Raw genomic sequence first — 16,915 nt, 5'->3', positions numbered from 1 at the left:
ATCTGTTGAAGCCTTTTCATGATCCATGACATTCCCCTTGGCCGCGAAGTCGCCTATCCGTCGCACTACGACCCGGGCCTGCTGTTTCCGATTCCGCGCGCGCAGGCCCGCGACGAGATCGGCGTCGATGCGCGTGCGCTGCCTTTCATCGGCCACGATCGCTGGCACGCCTACGAGTTGAGCTGGCTGGACGAGCGCGGCAAGCCGGCGGTCGCGACGGCGACCCTGGAAATTCCGGCGACTGCCCAATTTCTGATCGAATCCAAATCGCTGAAGCTGTATCTGAATTCGCTCAATGCCGCGCGCTTCGCAACTGCGGAGGCGGCGCGCGACACGCTCATCGCCGATCTGTCGCGCGCCGCCGATGCGCCGGTGCGCGTGACGTTCGGATTGCCACCGTTCGCTGCGAATGACAATGCGGTGCTCATCGATACGCTGGACATCGCTATCGACGACTACGGCCCGCCGAACGCGGCGCATCTCGCGCTCGATGGCGATGCCGTCATCGAGGAAACGCTGCGCTCGGAACTGCTGAAATCGAACTGCCCGGTCACCGGGCAACCGGACTGGGCCAGCGTGCGCATCGGCTATCGCGGCCCGAAGATCGATCGTGCGGGACTATTGCGCTATCTGGTGTCGTTCCGCGACCACGCCGAATTCCACGAACAGTGCGTGGAGCGGATCTTCGTCGACCTGCAGTCGCGGTGCCGCCCACGGTCGCTGTCGGTGGAAGCGCGCTACACGCGTCGCGGCGGGCTCGACATCAATCCCTGGCGGGCGACGCCCGGCACGCCGCCACCGACGCCCGGCCGCGACGTGCGCCAGTGACCCCGCCGCGAAAAAAACACATCGACGATATGGATTCTTAACATTCCGCATGTCAATGTGGGCGGGCCATCTGGCAGGAGCTTTCGACCATGACCACACCCGATAAGAAACCCGATTTTTCCAACGTGCAAAGCTCGGTGACCAGCACCGAACAGGAGCGCCCGGACTTCAGCAACGTCCAGACCACCGTCACTTCGACCGAAGAAATCATCGGCGGCGAAGGCGGCGGCGGCGGTACCGGCGCTCAGACCTACACCATCGAGAAGGGCGACACGCTGTCGGCCGTCTCCAAGCGCTTCTACGGCAAGGCGAAGTTCTGGCGCCAGATCTTCGAGGCCAACCGCGACACGATCGAAGACCCGGACCGGATCTTCCCCGGCCAGACCATCAAGCTGCCGGCGATCGATGTCGACGGCGACGGCGATCTCGACGACCCGTCCGCCGGCTGATCGCGCAACGCGCGCTCCGCCTTCGCCCCAGCATTTCCACAACACCGCATTGAGGAATTACGCATGAATCGCACTCGTCTCTATCAGGTATTGCTCGTCGCCGCGATCGGCAGCGTCGCCATCGTCGGCTGCAAGAAGAAAGAAGAAGCCGCACCGGCACCGACGCCCGCCCCGGCCGCCGTCGAACCCGCTCCGGCTCCGGCGCCCGCGCCGACCGCATCGGTCGCCAGCGTCGACCTGGGCTCCGCCACCGGTCCGGACATGAAGCTCACCGCCACCACCATGAGCTTCAAGCCGAAGGACAAGTTCATCGTCTCGGTCGGCACCAGCACCAGCGACCCGGCCGCCTCGGTCCCCGGCAAGCTCACCGCCAAACTGACCTTCGCCAACGGCGCCGAAACCATGCCGGTCGGCGAAGAAACCAAGGACTTCAGCTTCGCCGGTCCGGGCACGACCAACTTCGAATTCAGCAAGCCCGATGGCTGGCCGGTCGGCAAGTACAAGGTCGAAGTGTCGCTGGACGGCGCGGTGGTGCAGAGCAAGGACTTCGAAGTCACGAAGTAAGTCCGCATCGCATCGTTCCAACGCAAGGGCGCGACTCCGGTCGCGCCCTTCTGTTTTTTGCGCTCAGTCCGCGGCTTTCCGGCGATAGACGCCGACGAACGCATTCCGCCAGCTGCCGCCATCGTCGTCGGACGTATCCCATCGCTGCACGACGCTGCCATCGGCATTCGGCGTCCAAACGATCCGCTGGCGCTGCGCGCCGCCCTTGCCGTCCGGCAAGGTGCCTTCCATCGCCATCGCGCCGTCGTCGCGCAGACCGCCGGACAGTCGCAGGACCACACCATCGGAGCCGATCCAGAACTGGGTCCAGCGCTGCGCCTCGCGGTCGTAGGCGTTGAGGCTGTGGCCATCCTTGCCGCCCGCATTCACCCAGTGTTCGCGCAGCGCGCAGCCGGAGGCGACGCGCGTGATCGTGTTTTGGCCGGCGACCCGCCCGTTCTGCAACCCATCGTCCACCTCCCACGCGCCCAGCCAGAAATCGAATTGCCGGTACTCGGGCGCCTCGCATGCGGGCGGCGGCGCGGCCTGGGCGAATGCCGGCACGCAGAAGAACATCGCCGCAAGGCACCACGGGCGAAGAGGGGGCATGGCGGTTTCCGGTGAAGGACGCGGGCAGGGTAACCAACACCGGGATGCGGACGATTGATCCGGCTTGGCGGTTGCGCCTGTCGGAGTGGATTACCCTATCGACCGTTTCCCTTCGCCGTGCCCGCCATGTCCGCCTCCACTCTGCTCGACGACGCCCAGCTCGACCGCCTGTCCGACCTGCTCGACACCCGCGCGGTGCCGTTCAAGGGCTTCAACCTGGAGGCGCTGGACGGCTTCCTGTCCGCGCTGGCGGTGTCGCCGGAGACGGTGCCGCCCGAAGAATGGCAGCCGGTGGTATGGGGCGGCAAACCGCCGCGCTGGGATGCGGACGAAGCGACCGAGGTCGACACGCTGCTGTCGGCGCACTGGCGGATGATCGAACAACGCGTGCGCCACGGCGCGGATGTGCCCGACCATCTCGCGCCGCTGCTGTGGCTGCCCGAGGATCCGTCCGAACACAGCGACGACGCCCTGGACATCGGCCGCGACTGGGCCTACGGCTTCTTCCGTGGCGTGGAACTGCGCGAAACCGCATGGGACGCATGGCTGGACGAACACGACTGGATCGACGAGATCTTCACTTTCCTCGACCGGCTCGCCAGCGGCGAAATCCTCGGCGAAGACCCGGAAGCCGAACCGGCCCCGCTCGGCTACGAAGAACGCCTGGGCATCATCATCGAACTGCCGGCGATGCTCGCCGACCTGCACAACCATCGCATCGACGCACTCACCCCGCGCACGCAGTTGAAGCGCGAGGCGAAACCCGACCGCAACGATCCATGCCCGTGCGGCAGCGGGAAGAAATTCAAGAAGTGTTGCGGGGCGTGAGGGCAGAGACGTGCACGGCCTCACGCAAACGACATTGATCGAGAATGAATCTTCATCGATCCCAAGCGTGAGCACGATGTTGTTCCGATTCCGCACCGCGTCGGCGGCGATCCTGTTGATGGCGGCAGCGACCGCAGCGCAGGCGGGCGGGCGTTCGGCCGATGCGCCGACGCTCCGTCCGGGCGACTGGGCGCCGATCGCCCGAACCGATCCGCGCTATCTCTCCTTCAACATCGAGATGGCGGCAATCACCGGCGGCGAGTTCTGGGCGCCCTACGACGATCCACAGCAACGACGCTATGCGCCGCGCAAGCCCGTGGACCTCACCGATCCGCGACTGCTCCAACTCGCGCGTGGACTGTCCCCGGCCATCCTCCGCGTCAGCGGCACGTGGGCGAACAGCACCTATGTGTCTCTCCCCGGTGAAGCCGCAGGCGAATCGCCGCCGCAGGGCTTCGGGCAGGTCCTGCGGCCCGAGCGATGGCGCGACCTGATCGCCTTCGCCAATGCCGCGGACCTGACCCTGCTGCTGTCTTTTCCGGGGAGCCAGGGAACGCGGGATGCGCTGGGGCACTGGCAGCCGGAGCAGGCTGATCGCCTGGTCGATCTGACCCTGCAGTACGGCGGCAAGATCGCGGCGGTCGAGTTCATCAACGAACCCAATCTGCCGGGACTCGGAAAACTCCCCGCAGGCTACTCGGCGACCGGCTATGCGCACGATCTGGCCACCTTCCGCGCCTTCGCGGCCCGGCGACTTCCGGGCGTCCCGGTCCTCGGCCACAGCACGTCCGGGCGCGGCGGCGATCTTCCGCCGGAAGCATTGTTCATGGCCTCCGCAGGGCTGGTCGATGCGGTGAGCTATCACTTCTACGGCGCGCTCTCCCCGCGCTGCGCCGAATACGGCAACCAGGTTTCCGCAGCGGAAGCGTTGAGCGAGGAATGGCTTGTGCGCACCGACGCCGACCATCGGTTTTATGCGGACATGCGCGACCGGCATGCGCCTGGATTGCCGATCTGGCTGACCGAAACCGCGCAGGCCGCCTGCGGCGGCAGTGCCTGGGCCGCGACCTTCCGCGACAGTTTCCGCTTCGTCGACCAGCTCGGCCGGCTGGCGCGACGCGATGTTCGCGTCGTCGCCCACAACACGCTGGATGCGGGCGATTACGCATTGGTCGACCCTCGATCGCTGGCGCCCAGACCGAACTACTGGATGGCCTGGTGGTGGCAGCGGCTGATGGGCCCGCAGGTGCTCGCACCGCCATCTCGATCGCATCTCTACGCCCACTGCCTGCGCGGATCGCAAGGCGGCGTCGCGGTGGTGGCCATCGTGCCCGGAGACGAAGCGGTACGCCTGACATTCGATCATCCCGCCATCGTGCGCACCTTCACGGCAACGTCTCTGGATGCACGCGACGTGCGAATGAATGGCCGACGCTTCAACGGCGACCCCACCGCCGCACCTGCCGCCGGCGCGCGCGTCGCCAACGGGCGTGCGATCCGGCTCGCCCCTCGCTCGATCAGCTATCTCACCCTGCCAGACGCGGACAACCCCGCTTGCCGAAGCGGGGGCGATGCGGGTTGATTGGTAGAAGGTACGTTACCGCGTGGATTATCGAGTACGAAATAGATCTCACGGGAACAACTTTGATTGCAGACACGTAGGGCGCATAAGCCGAAGGCGTCATGCGCCGCAGACATCGCAATCGCCGTATCGTTGAAGAAGGTGCATGACGCTTCGCTTATGCACCCTACAACATCGCATCCACCTTACGGCTTTTGTTCGTTTACGGAATTCCGATTCGCGTCTGCGTCGTCGGCAAAGGATTGACGTAAGCATCGACGATATTGAAATTGTTCGGAGCACCGGGAAGGATCAGGAACCTCACGAAAGCATTTGGGCTTCTCATTCCAGCCAAAGATGGCAGATTCACCACGTTCGACACGAATGCAGAAGACCTGACGACCGAGTCTGCCTGCGCATATCCGCCGAAACCATTATCCGGCGCCAAGTGCTTGCCCGTCACATCCTGCCAAACAACCACGCCGTTGCGGACCACTTGCAGTGCGAGATACAAATCTCCGTCGCCGGCCTCGCGGCGCGCATTGACCCCGTAGAGATAACTGCATTGGCTGCAAAACTTTTCGATCGGAATGTCTTGGTAGACAGCTTGCGTCCCCGGAGGCGGGCATTGCGTCGAGCCACAATTCATGGCGAGATAGGCTGTTCCCGAACCGTAGCGGTTATCGCCACCCGTAACGGAAACCGAAGCGCTCCAATTCAAGACTGGGCCAGCAGGCGGATAAAACCGATGCCAGTATCCTTGCACCTGGTTGTGGTCGACAAAACCACTCTGATTGAAGTGTGCGTATTGCAAAAGATTGGCATTGACCAGCGGCCAGGGCTGCACCTTGGATGTCTGTAATGCGATGGTGGCCGACCAGTCCCGACAATCGGCGTAGTAATACGGTTTATCCTTCACAACGATCGATTGAGGCCCACTGCAATACGGCGTCGGAGCAGGCGTGGGAGCGATTTCATTCCATGCTTCCCAACGAGTCAAACCGTATTCGCGGGTAAAGTAGAAACGTTCGATGTTGCTCGAGATATGAGTCACCATCAAAGTGTCCATCGTTTTCGTTGGACGACCGGCGACACCACCAAAAGACTTGCCCTGAACCCATTGATAGGTCGTTATGGTTGAACCATAGCGGGTAGGGCAGCCACCCGGAAACGACTGTCCGGTTTGCTCCCAATACACCCCTGAAATCTGCGATACGGTTTGCTGTTCGTTGACCGACAGAAAATTCGTAGCCGGGAAGAGTCGCCAGCCGTCGCCCTGGGAGCAACCGGCACCGAAGAAGGTTTGCCCATATCCGCCGCCATCCCGAGTATTCACGGCCGAAACGAATCCGTTGAGCACCTTAAAGACGTCATAACCGTCGGATCCGTCATACAGATTGAATTCGCCGAAAGGCGAGTAATCGAACGTGTGCATGAAGACGGGAGCGCGAAGCTTGTCGTACACCGGATATGAATCGCTGCGTTGGAAACCGCCTTGATCGATATTGGCATAAGGCAGCGGGTCGCCGATTTGAATTTTGCGGATGCCCGCATTGGGCGGACATCCCTGGTACGGATCGACCGGCAACAGCTCTCCAGCGTCGTTCACGCAGACACTTTTGCTGATCCATGTCACATAGTTGTTTTGCGTCAAATCCACGACCGAACCTGCGAAAACAGGCATCGAGACGAACGCGACGACGAGCGCCGCTGTGACAGACTTTGCATTCAGCATGGCAATTACTCCTGAAATTTGTGAAGGATCCAATCCAATCGTCTTCCTGACTCGAGTCACGAGCCGGCGTTGCGACGCCAAAAAACCGGTTGATCGCACTCCGTGCAGCGCGTAGGTGAGGGTACCCCACCTTCAGATTCTCAGCCGCCTGCACCCTTTGAGGATAGCCGCAGTTGCGACCACACAGCGGTGGGGTTCGCTACGCTCACCACCACCCTACGAAACGTCCGCTATGAGTCGAAGTCGACTGCCGGGCCCCGCTATATCAACGCAATAATAGAAAGCATCGCGCCTGTCATGCCCGGCAGTACGCAATTGCGACTTGACCAGCCCTGCGGCTGTTGAAAGCCACCACTTCTAAAAATGCGCGTCCGATACAGATCACCCTTTCGCCTTCACCTTCCAAGCCTTCAACACCTCCGCTTCCCGCACCGCCGTAATCCCCGCCCGGGCCCCCGCCTTGCGCCGCTCCTCCGGCTGTGCGGCAAACCACGCCAACGTCGCAGCAGTCGTATCGGCAATGCTGCGGAACGTCAGCCCGGCAGAAACCGCTTTCGCATTGCTGCGCGTATGGAAGCCGGCGCTGTCGCCGCTGTTGGGTACCCACACCGGCATATCGCCCCATGCCGAAACGTTCTGCGCTTCGAGAAAATCCGCCGGCACGAAGGTGAGCTTCGCACCCTGCGTGGTCGATGCGCGAATGCCGTACAGCAGCGCGGCCATGTCGAGGTCGTAATCCGGGCCGAAGGCATTGAACACGCCGCGCGTGTTGTTCTCGGCGAGACGGATCATCCATTCGCCCAGGTCGCGGGCATCGATGAAGGTCACCGGGTCGCGGCCGTCGCCGGGGCACAGCACTTCGCCGCCGCGCGCCAGACGCAGCAGCCAGTAGGTGAAGCGGTCGGTGTCGTCGCCGGGACCGACGATCAGGCCCGGGCGCACGATGGTCGTGCGGTCGCCGAAGTGTTTGCGCGTTTCCGCTTCGGCCGCCGCTTTCAGCCCGGCGTACTTGGTCATGTCGGCGCGCAGGCTGGCGTTGGTTTCCTTCAGCGCATCGCCTTCGAACGTGGCCAGCGCGGCGGTTTCGTCCTGGCCGGGCGTTTCGTTTTCGGCGTAGGCCGAAATGCTGGAGATCATCGTGTAGCCGCCGACATGGCCCTTGAGCACGTTCGCCGCGTCGCGGATCCACGCGGGGACGCTGCTGGGGTTGTCGATGACCGCGTCCCAGCGCCGGCCCTTGGCGACTTCGGCTTCGATCGATGCGTAGTCGCTGGTATCGCGATCGCCCAGCAGTTGTTCGACCTGCCCCAGCCATTCCGGCTGCTTGCGGCCACGATTGAAGATGGTCACCCGATGCCCGCGCGCCAATGCGTAACGCACCTGATGCGGGCCGGTCAGTCCGGTGCCGCCGAGGATCAGGAGGTCCAGCGCCTTTGCGGCGCGCGGTGCGGCGACGTTGTCTTCGGTCATGGCGTGTGCCCGGGTGGTGACGGCGGCGAATGCCAACGCGCCAAGCTTCAAGAGATCGCGACGGTCGAGATTCATACGGTGGGGCTCATGCGGGGCAACCTGGCGGGTGGACGCACCATCGTTCTCCGAAATCGCAATCATCTCCCGTGCCGGAAGTCAGCTGCCGCCCGCAGAGTCCCTGCCGGCTCTTTCCCCCACCCACCGGACCCGCGACAATGGCCGCCTTGGCCGGCGCTTCTGTCGGCCTTCATGGAGACAGTGAATGGTCGACTTCACCCCCACGGCCCCCGCAGGCGGCGCCAGGATCACCAAATCACCGACCGGGCTGAACGTCCCGGACCGCCCGATCATCCCCTTCATCGAAGGCGACGGCACCGGCCCCGATATCTGGCGTGCCAGCGTGCGCGTGCTGGACGCGGCCGTGGCCAAGGCCTACGGCGGCCAGCGCAAGCTGGAATGGATGGAAGTGCTGGCCGGCGAGAAGGCCTTCAACGCCACCGGCAACTGGCTGCCCGACGCCACCGTCGAGGCCTGCCGCGAATACCTGGTCAGCATCAAGGGCCCGCTGACCACGCCGGTCGGCGGCGGCATCCGCTCGCTCAACGTGGCGCTGCGGCAGATGCTCGATCTGTACGTCTGCCTGCGCCCGGTGCGCTGGTTCGAGGGCGTGCCTTCGCCGGTGAAGAAGCCGGGCGATGTGGACATGGTGATCTTCCGCGAGAACACCGAGGACATCTACGCCGGTATCGAATTCGAACCCGGTTCGGCCGACGCGCAGAAGATCCTGGATTTCCTGGAGAAGGAATTCCCGAAGGGCTTCGACAAGATCCGCTTCGGCACCAAGGCCAAGGGCGACGCGTGGAACAAGGCGCTGGAAGGCATCGGCGCCCCGGCGCGCGATCTGCCGGTGCAGGTGGGCGTGGGCATCAAGCCGGTGTCGTATCTCGGCACCGAGCGCCTGGTGCACAGCGCGATCGGCTACGCGATCCAGAACAAGCGCAAGTCGGTGACCCTGGTCCACAAGGGCAACATCATGAAGTTCACCGAGGGCGCGTTCCGCGACTTCGGCTATCAGGTCGCGCGCGATTTCTACGGCGCGGTCGAACTCGACGGCGGCCCGTGGCACGTGATTCCCGAAGGCAAGCCCGGCGCGGGCCTGATCATCAAGGACGCCATCGCCGACGCCTTCCTGCAGCAGATCCTGCTGCGTCCGCGCGAATACGACGTGTCGGCCACGCTCAATCTCAACGGCGACTATCTGTCCGACGCGCTCGCCGCGCAGGTCGGCGGCATCGGCATCGCACCCGGCGCGAACATCAACTACGTCACCGGCCATGCGGTATTCGAAGCCACCCATGGCACCGCGCCGAAGTACGCCGATCTGGACAAGGTCAACCCGGGTTCGGTGATCCTGTCGGGCGAGATGATGCTGCGCTACCTCGGCTGGACCGAGGCTGCGGACGCGATCATCAAGGCGATGGACGGTGCGATCGCCAGCAAGAACGTGACCTACGACTTCGCGCGCCTGATGGAAGGCGCCACCGAAGTGAAGTGCAGCGGGTTCGCGGACGAGATCATCAAGCATCTCTGATCGTTATCGTACGCACGACGCATGCGAAAAGGCCGCCCGGGAGGGCGGCCTTTTTGTTGGCATCGAAACACGTTGCGGCTACGCGGCCCGATCGACATCGAACGCTTGCGGCGACGCCTCGGCCTGCCGCTCTGCCAGCGGTGTTTCGATCCTGCGGACGCACGGCAACGCGGCGAGGTCGGCACGCACCGGCAAACCGCGGCCATAGCGCAGAACACGCTTCGAACGCGATCCGTAGACGGGCCGGGTTCGAGGCGGGTGCATGAACATCATTTCGGTCTTGAACAATTGCATGGGTCTCTCCTTGGACAGGGATGGTGGGACAGTCACGGTGGAATGCAGCGGCAGCCGGCAGCGCCGGTCGCACGACAGCGGGGGATCGGTCGCGCCGCGCGGCAAACGCGGGCGGGTGTCGCGGACACTGCGTCGACGCCACCGCCGTACGAAACGGCAGTGCGTCGCGGTGCGTGGCGGGACATCGTCGGAAAAACCGCCTGCGGAACGGCGTGGTTGCCCGGCGGCACATCCTTGTGCCGGGGGCTGCCCATCCGCGCCTCGACGGCTGCGAACTCGGGCCTCCCCTTTTCCTTGGCGCATCCCTGCGTACCGAGCAGACAGTGTCTCCTGAAGGCGTCTCACAAGCTGCGATGGCAGCGGACCAGTCTTCAGGAATTCATCTTGTTTTCAAGGCTTTTCATGCGTTTCCGACATGGAAGAATGATACGTTTCCGGCGTCTCACGGACTGCGATTCCGGCGCATCGATTCGTCATTGCTGGCGTACACTTGGCCCCATGCACAGGCCTGTCGTCCCGCGCCCTCAAGACCCCGCGCAGCGTGCGGCGGCGGTGATCGCCGACGGCTTCGACGACTACAACGCGCGCTTCTCGGACATCACCCGCCGCGCACGCCGACGCTTCGAGCGCCGCGACTGGAAACTCGCGCAGAGCGACAACACCGGGCGGATCGATCTCTACGATGTCTGCCTGCGCGAAACCCTGTCGCGACTGGAAGCGCTGCTCGAGGACCGCGTGCGTTCGCGCCCGCTGTGGCGCACGGTGCGCAGCGCCTACGCCGAACGCATCGCCGCGCTGCCGGACCGCGAGCTGTACAAGACGTTCTACAACTCGCTGGCGCGGCGGTTCTTCCGGATCGATGGCGTCGCCCCGGACGTGGAGTTCCTGGCGTTCGAGATCGTGCCCACCGGGGACGCCTCCTGTCCGGGTGAACTGCGCCGCCATGCCTTCGATCACGATGCGACTGCGGTGTGGCGCGAGATCTTCCGCGATCTCGCCTATGTCAACGGCTGGGCCGATCTGGACGCCAGCGCGCACGCAGTGGCCGAGGCGCTGCGGTCGCGCGGCGTGATCGGCGTATCGATGTTGCGCACCCCGTTCTATCGCGAGCGCCGCGCGTATCTGGTCGGTCGCGCGCACGGCGCATCGGGCGCGTCGTACCCGGTCGTGATCGCGCTGACCAGCGAAGCGGGCGGCGTGCGCGCGGATGCGGTGATCGTCGACGAGCAGCAGATCTCGATCCTGTTCGGGTTCTCGCGCAGCTATTTCCACGCCGATATCGCCCGGGTCGGCGATGTCGTCGCGTTCCTGCATGCGCTGCTGCCGCGCAAACCGCTGGACGAACTGTTCACCGTCGTCGGCCGGATCAAGCAGGGCAAGACCGAACGCTACCGCCAGGTGTTCCGCCACCTCGCCGAATATCCGGACGAGGAACTCGTGCTGGCCGACGGCGAGCGCGGCATGGTGATGGCGGTGTTCACGCCGCGCGGCTATCCGGTGGTGTTCAAACTGATCCGCGACCGTTTCGCCTACCCGAAGGACATGGTCCGCGCCGAGGTCGAGGAAAAATATCGTCTGGTCTTTCGCCGCGACCGCATCGGCCGGCTGGTCGATGCGCAGGAATTCCTGCGCCTGCGCTTTCCGAAACGACAGTTCGCGCCCGCCGCGCTGGACGAGCTGCTGCGCGAATGCGCGCAGACCGTGCAGCTGGAAGGCGATGAAGTGCTGATCAAGCACTGCTATGTCGAACGCCGCGTGCGCCCGTTGAATCTCCACGTGCGCGAGGCGCAGAGCGTGGCCGCCGAACGCGCGGTGCTGGACTACGGCCAGGCGATCAAGGATCTCGCGCGCAGCAACATCTTTCCCGGCGATCTGCTGCTGAAGAATTTCGGCGTGACCCGCCACGGCCGGGTGCTGTTCTACGATTACGACGAACTGTGCCTGGTCGAGGAATGCAGGTTCCGCGCCGTGCCGCCGATGCGCGACGAGGACGAAACCCGACCGCTGGACGAATGGCTGTACGCCGGTCGCGACGATGTGTTTCCGGAACTGTTCCCGCAGTTTCTCGGCATCGTGCCCGCGCTGCGCGAACGGCTGCGCGCGGTGCACGGCGGAATTTTCGATCCCGCATGGTGGCGCGATGTGCAGACCCGACTCGCTGCGGGCGAACACTTCGATGTGCCGCCATACCCCGATGCCGTGCGCTTGCCGCAGGCACGCGAGCAGCACGGGAATTTGCGCTAGGCTGCCCCCCTCCCACCACCACACTCATCGCCGCCATGCCGACTCTGCCCGCGCCCGTCCTGCGTTGCTGCCTGCTCCTCGCCCTCGCCGCGCCGTTGATCGGCGCCTGCGCATCGACGCGAGAGAACACCGCGATCGAAGCCGAACAGGCGCCTGCCGAAGATGCATCGCTGTCCGCAGCGATCTCCGGCGACTGGCGCGACCCGAAGAACACGGTGCGCGACGCGTATCGTCATCCGCAGGAAACGTTGACGTTCTTCGGCGTGAACGCGAAGCAGACGGTGGTCGAGATCACCCCCGGCGGCAGCGGCTGGTACAGCGAAATCCTGGCGCCGTATCTGCGCGACGGCGGCAAGTACGTCGCCGCGCAGGTCGACCCGGCCGCCGTCCCCGAAGGCCGCAGCCGCGACAACCAGCTGAAGACCATCGACACGCTCAAGGCGCGGCTTGCCGCGCACCCGGCGCAGTTCGATCGCGCGCAGATCGCAGTGTTCGACCCGAAGCAGCCGGTGTTCGCAACGCCGGGCAGCGCCGATACCGTGCTGACCTTCCGCAATGTGCACAACTGGGTCGGCGCCGGCACCGCCGATGCCTACTTCGCCGCGTTCTTCGCGGCGCTGAAACCGGGCGGCGTGCTGGGCGTGGTCGATCACCGCGCCAAGCCGGGCACGGACATCGAAAAGATGAAGGCCTCGGGCTATCTGACCGAGCAGCTGGTGATCGACCTGGCAACGAAGGCGGGTTTCGTGCTGGATGCGCGCAGCGAGGTCAACGCCAATCCGAAAGACACCGCCGATCATCCCAACGGCGTGTGGACGCTGCCGCCGGTGAATCGCCACGATGCGGAAGACGACGCGATGTATCAGGCCATCGGCGAAAGCGACCGGATGACGCTGCGGTTCGTCAAGCCCACCCGATAAGACACGAGAGAGAGCGGCGTTCAGGCGCTGCTGTGGGAGGGGCTTTAGCCTGAGATATCCCCACTTTTTCCTCAAGAAAATCAAACGGCTCGATTGATCGGCAGTCACCGTTCTTGTGCCCGTCGTTCCCGCGAACGCGGGAACCCAGTGCCTTTGCGCTGCGCAGAAGCCGGAAGCATCGGAAGCTTGAAGTCGCTGGATCCCCGAATTCGCGGGGATGACGACTTTTTCTGAAATGCTCGAAAAAGTGGGGATACCTCAGGCTTTAGCCCCGAACATCGAGCCTGAAGGCCCTCCCGCAAAAGCGACGGCTCAACGCGTTTCGATCAGCTGCTGCAACAGCGCGATCTGCCGCGACTGCGCTTCGAGGATCTTCTCCAACTGCTCCACGCGCAGCTGGTCGAGCTTGTCGTGCAGCGCCATGATCTCCAGCTCCGCCTTGAGATTGACCTGGTAATCGTGCTCGGCGGCTTCGCGGTCGCGCTCCGCGTGCCGGTTCTGGCTCATCATGATCACCGGCGCCTGCAGCGCGGCCAGCATCGACAGCAGCAGATTGAGGAAGATGAAAGGGTAGGGATCGAAAGGATGCGCGCGCAGCAGCCAGACGTTGGTCGTCACCCACACGCCGAGAAAGACCATGAACATGCCGATGAACGTCCATGAGCCGCCAAGCCTCGCCACGCCATCGGCGACGCGTTCGCCGAAGGTGCGGTCGTCGTCGTCGGTACTCTTCGGCGGGCGGACGATGTGTTCGCGGCGATGGATCTGGGTGAGCACCGCGCGTTCGGCGGCGGTGGCGTGTTCCCAGGCTTTGCCCAGCCAGCGATCGGAAAGACCGGAAAGGTCGTGGTTGCTCATGACGATGCTCGCGAAAAGGCCTGCGCACAGCATAGGCCTGCCGCAGCGGCGCGTGTTCGCGGGCGCTGCCGCATGCTGATCGCGTTCAACAAGCCGTATGGCGTGCTCTGCCAGTTCACGGACCGCAATGTGCCGGCGCGGCCCACGCTCGCGGACTTCGGCCTGCCGGCCGACGTGTATCCGGCCGGACGCCTCGATCACGACAGTGAAGGTCTGCTGCTGCTCACCGACGACGGCGCGCTGGCGCACCGGATCACCGACCCGCGCCACAAGCTGGCGAAGACCTATCGTGCGCAGGTGGAAGGCGAGCCGCAGCCGGCGCAGCTCGACGCGCTGCGTCGCGGCGTCGAACTCAACGACGGCATCACGCGTCCGGCGCAGGCGATGTGCATCGATGCGCCAGCGCTGTGGCCGCGCGACCCGCCGGTGCGGTATCGCAAGACCGTGCCCGATGCGTGGCTGGAGCTGACCATCCGCGAAGGCCGCAATCGCCAGGTGCGGCGGATGACCGCTGCAGTTGGCTTGCCGACGCTGCGGCTGGTGCGCGTGGCGATCGGCGATTGGCGGTTGGATGATCTGCAGCCGGGGGAGTGGCGGCGGCTGGATTGAGTGACACAATGCTTTTTTGTGGGAGCGGCGGAAGCCGCGAAGCCGGCACGGTTGCCGACGATGCGTTGTTCATCGTCATGGCTCAGTTCGCAATGTCGGATTGCATGCAGTGTCGCGCCCGAGAGAGTGCGGGTTTCGCGGCTTCCGCCGCTCCCACAGGTGCAACGCCGTCAGCGTTGCGGACTCAGGTTCCTCGCGGCTTCGCCCGATGCGTCGCGGTCGCGCTCCATGGATCTTCCGGCCATGGATGCCTCGGGTAGCGGCCCTTCATTTCCTTTTTCACTTCCGGATAAGTTCTTTCCCAGAAGCTGCGCAGATCCTGGGTGATCTGCAGCGGACGGCCGCCCGGCGACAGCAGGTGCAAGGTCAGCGGCACGCGGCCATCGGCAACGCGCGGCGTGTCGGCCAGGCCGAACAATTCCTGCAGCTTCACCGCGAGCACCGGCGGCTGCGGTGCGTCGGTCGCGGTGTCGTAGGCGTATTCGATCTTCCGCTCCATGCCCGAGGGCACCACGATGCGCGTCGGTGTGAGCGCATCGATACGTTGGCGCAGTGGCCAGTCGAGGCCTGATCTTCCGATTCCGGATTTCAGCGCTTCGCCCAGTTCGTCTTCGCTCAATGCATCGAGCCGGGTCTTGCCGGCGAACGCGGGTTTCAGCCATGCGTCGAGACTCGCCAGCAGCGCGTCGTCGGACAGATCGGGCAGCGACAGTTCCGGCATCCACGCGCGCAGACAGCGCACGCGGGCGCGCCACTGCGCGAGCGATTCGCGCCACGGCAGCGCATCGATGCCCAGCGCGCGCACCGCATCGGTCAGCGCCTGTGCGGCCTGCGCAGGATCGACGCGACCGGCCGGCCGCGCGTCGAGCACGATGCCGTCGAAACGCTGCACGCGCTCGGCGACCAGCGCGCGCTTCGCCTCGTCCCAACGCACTTCGTCGCGATCGGAAAAGCGCGCGGCGAAGTCCCGACGCAACCGCATTTCGTCGACCGGCGCGGCGCGCAGCACTTTCGCGTCCTTCGCCTCGAAGCGCAGATCGCAGGCGACGATCCAGGGTTCGCCGATCATCGCGCTGTCGTCGAACAACTGCGCCATGCGTCCGTTGGCGAGCGGATAGCGGCGCAGATCGCTGCCGTGTCGGTAGCCGATGCGGTCGGGAAACGCATGCGCGAGCAGATCGCCCAGCGCATGCGCCGGCACGCTCGCCGGCGGTCTGGCGTTGCAGCGCAGACGACGACGCCACTGCATCGCTGCGGCATCCAGCGCCTGCAGCGATGAGCGCACCGCTTCCGGCGGCGAACGCCCCTGACGATGCGCGGCCAACGCCTGCCAGCGCGCCGCCAGCGCGTCGCTGCGGCCCTGTCCCGGAATCGCGCGCAGCGGATCGCGCGCTTCCAGCAGCGCGGCGATATCGCAGGCGAGCGCGGTCTCGTCGTCGTTCGCGGCCGACAGCAGCATCGCCGCGAGCCGAGGATGGGTGCCGATCGCCAGCATCCTGCGTCCGAGCGCGGTGATCGCATTGCCAGTATCCAGCGCACCGAGTCGCTGCAGCAATTCGCGCGCTGCGGCCATCGCGCCGGTCGGCGGCGCATCGACGAAACGCAGGTCGTCGCTGCCCCAGGCCGCGAGTTCCAGCGCCAGCGATGCGAGTTCGACCTGCGCGATCTCCGGCCGGCGCTGCGGTTCCAGTCGCTGCGATTCCGGCCAGAGTCGGTAAGCCCAGCCCTCGGCGACACGGCCGGCGCGACCCGCGCGCTGGTCCGCCGACGACTGCGCGATGCTCACCACGTCCAATCGCGAAAAGCCGCTGTTCGGATCGTAGCGCGGCTCGCGCGCCAGGCCGCTGTCGATGACGACGCGCACGCCGGGCAGGGTGACGCTGGATTCGGCGACGTTGGTCGCCAGCACCACGCGGCGGCGACCGTCCTGCGACGGTTGCAGCACGCGCGACTGCTGTTCGACCGGAAGTTCGCCGTGGAGCGCGAGGATTTCGACATCTTGGCTGTTCCCTTCTCCCCTCGGGAGAAGGTGGCGCAAAGCGCCGGATGAGGGTTCGTCCGACGCGCGATGATCCGATCGCGAATCAGTTCCACCGACCCGCTCCCCAACCCCTCTCCCGGCGGGAGAGGGGCTCTGTTGCGCCAACAATGCCTGCACCTTCCCGATCTCCCGCTGCCCCGGCAGGAACATCAGCACATCGCCCGGATGTTCGGCGAGCGCATGCTCCACCGCGCGCTTGGCCTGATGTTCGATCGCCTCATCGCGGCGCGCGGGAAAGTGCGCGATACGCACCGGATAACTGCGCCCGGCGCTGGACAGCCGCGGCGCATCGAGAAACGCCGCGAGCTTTTCCCCGTCCAGCGTCGCCGACATCA

The 16,915-nt window shown here is 65.1% G+C and carries 15 protein-coding genes; 9 read left to right on the top strand and 6 right to left on the bottom strand.

Features of this window, described 5'->3' with window-relative positions; translation table 11 throughout:
• The first annotated feature begins 18 nt into the window (after positions 1-18).
• The 3 genes from queF to HOP03_07885 all read left to right on the top strand — a co-directional run bounded on the left by queF (position 19) and on the right by HOP03_07885 (position 1,841).
• Positions 19-828, top strand: a complete 810-nt coding sequence (queF, locus tag HOP03_07895) for an NADPH-dependent 7-cyano-7-deazaguanine reductase QueF (protein NOT88089.1) — start codon at positions 19-21, stop codon at positions 826-828.
• An 89-nt stretch (positions 829-917) separates the two neighbouring features.
• The gene (locus HOP03_07890) at positions 918-1,277 is read left to right on the top strand and encodes a LysM peptidoglycan-binding domain-containing protein (protein NOT88088.1); all 360 of its coding nucleotides are present in this window, start codon (positions 918-920) and stop codon (positions 1,275-1,277) included.
• Between the two features lie 63 nt (positions 1,278-1,340).
• Entirely contained in the window at positions 1,341-1,841 is a 501-nt protein-coding gene (locus tag HOP03_07885; protein ID NOT88087.1) for a hypothetical protein, read from the top strand.
• 63 nt (positions 1,842-1,904) lie between these two features.
• Here HOP03_07885 and HOP03_07880 read toward each other — a convergent pair whose 3' ends face one another.
• A complete protein-coding gene (locus tag HOP03_07880) occupies positions 1,905-2,429 on the bottom strand; it encodes a DUF1579 family protein (protein ID NOT88086.1) in 525 nt (174 codons plus the stop codon).
• Positions 2,430-2,555: 126 nt separating this feature from the next.
• Between HOP03_07880 and HOP03_07875 the strand changes: the two genes are divergently transcribed.
• Together HOP03_07875 and HOP03_07870 are read left to right on the top strand one after the other, a co-directional pair.
• Positions 2,556-3,257 (top strand): UPF0149 family protein, encoded by a 702-nt coding sequence (locus tag HOP03_07875; protein NOT88085.1) that lies wholly within the window; start codon positions 2,556-2,558, stop codon positions 3,255-3,257.
• Between the two features lie 76 nt (positions 3,258-3,333).
• On the top strand, positions 3,334-4,839 hold the full coding sequence (locus tag HOP03_07870; protein NOT88084.1) for a hypothetical protein: 1,506 nt from the start codon (positions 3,334-3,336) through the stop codon (positions 4,837-4,839).
• Positions 4,840-5,041: 202 nt separating this feature from the next.
• Here the strand turns inward: HOP03_07870 and HOP03_07865 are convergent, their stop codons facing one another.
• Both HOP03_07865 and HOP03_07860 read right to left on the bottom strand, forming a co-directional pair.
• Positions 5,042-6,553, bottom strand: coding sequence for a hypothetical protein (locus HOP03_07865; GenBank protein NOT88083.1), 1,512 nt, complete (start codon positions 6,551-6,553; stop codon positions 5,042-5,044).
• A 381-nt stretch (positions 6,554-6,934) separates the two neighbouring features.
• Positions 6,935-8,098, bottom strand: a complete 1,164-nt coding sequence (locus HOP03_07860) for an NAD-dependent epimerase/dehydratase family protein (protein NOT88082.1) — start codon at positions 8,096-8,098, stop codon at positions 6,935-6,937.
• A 187-nt stretch (positions 8,099-8,285) separates the two neighbouring features.
• Between HOP03_07860 and icd the strand changes: the two genes are divergently transcribed.
• Positions 8,286-9,614, top strand: coding sequence for an isocitrate dehydrogenase (NADP(+)) (gene icd, locus HOP03_07855; GenBank protein NOT88081.1), 1,329 nt, complete (start codon positions 8,286-8,288; stop codon positions 9,612-9,614).
• Between the two features lie 78 nt (positions 9,615-9,692).
• On the opposite strand, the gene HOP03_07850 is transcribed toward icd, so the two are convergent.
• Entirely contained in the window at positions 9,693-9,902 is a 210-nt protein-coding gene (locus tag HOP03_07850) for a hypothetical protein (protein NOT88080.1), read from the bottom strand.
• A gap of 504 nt (positions 9,903-10,406) precedes the next feature.
• Between HOP03_07850 and aceK the strand changes: the two genes are divergently transcribed.
• On the top strand, positions 10,407-12,152 hold the full coding sequence (gene aceK, locus HOP03_07845; protein NOT88079.1) for a bifunctional isocitrate dehydrogenase kinase/phosphatase: 1,746 nt from the start codon (positions 10,407-10,409) through the stop codon (positions 12,150-12,152).
• 35 nt (positions 12,153-12,187) lie between these two features.
• Positions 12,188-13,072, top strand: coding sequence for a class I SAM-dependent methyltransferase (locus HOP03_07840; GenBank protein ID NOT88078.1), 885 nt, complete (start codon positions 12,188-12,190; stop codon positions 13,070-13,072).
• Positions 13,073-13,384: 312 nt separating this feature from the next.
• Here HOP03_07840 and HOP03_07835 read toward each other — a convergent pair whose 3' ends face one another.
• Positions 13,385-13,930, bottom strand: coding sequence for a DUF1003 domain-containing protein (locus HOP03_07835; GenBank protein ID NOT88077.1), 546 nt, complete (start codon positions 13,928-13,930; stop codon positions 13,385-13,387).
• A gap of 72 nt (positions 13,931-14,002) precedes the next feature.
• On the opposite strand from HOP03_07835, the gene HOP03_07830 reads away from it, so the two are divergent.
• Positions 14,003-14,539: a pseudouridine synthase gene (locus HOP03_07830; GenBank protein NOT88076.1), complete on the top strand. Its 537-nt coding sequence runs from the start codon at positions 14,003-14,005 to the stop codon at positions 14,537-14,539.
• Positions 14,540-14,723: 184 nt separating this feature from the next.
• Here HOP03_07830 and hrpB read toward each other — a convergent pair whose 3' ends face one another.
• Positions 14,724-16,730, bottom strand: a complete 2,007-nt coding sequence (hrpB, locus tag HOP03_07825) for an ATP-dependent helicase HrpB (protein NOT88075.1) — start codon at positions 16,728-16,730, stop codon at positions 14,724-14,726.
• Positions 16,731-16,915: the final 185 nt, after the last annotated feature.

Origin of the sequence: Lysobacter sp. (assembly GCA_013141175.1) — a bacterium.
In the GTDB taxonomy this organism is placed as follows: domain Bacteria; phylum Pseudomonadota; class Gammaproteobacteria; order Xanthomonadales; family Xanthomonadaceae; genus Lysobacter_I.
The sequence above is the reverse complement of the archived record's forward strand: the minus strand, read 5'-3'. Positions and strand labels throughout refer to the sequence as shown.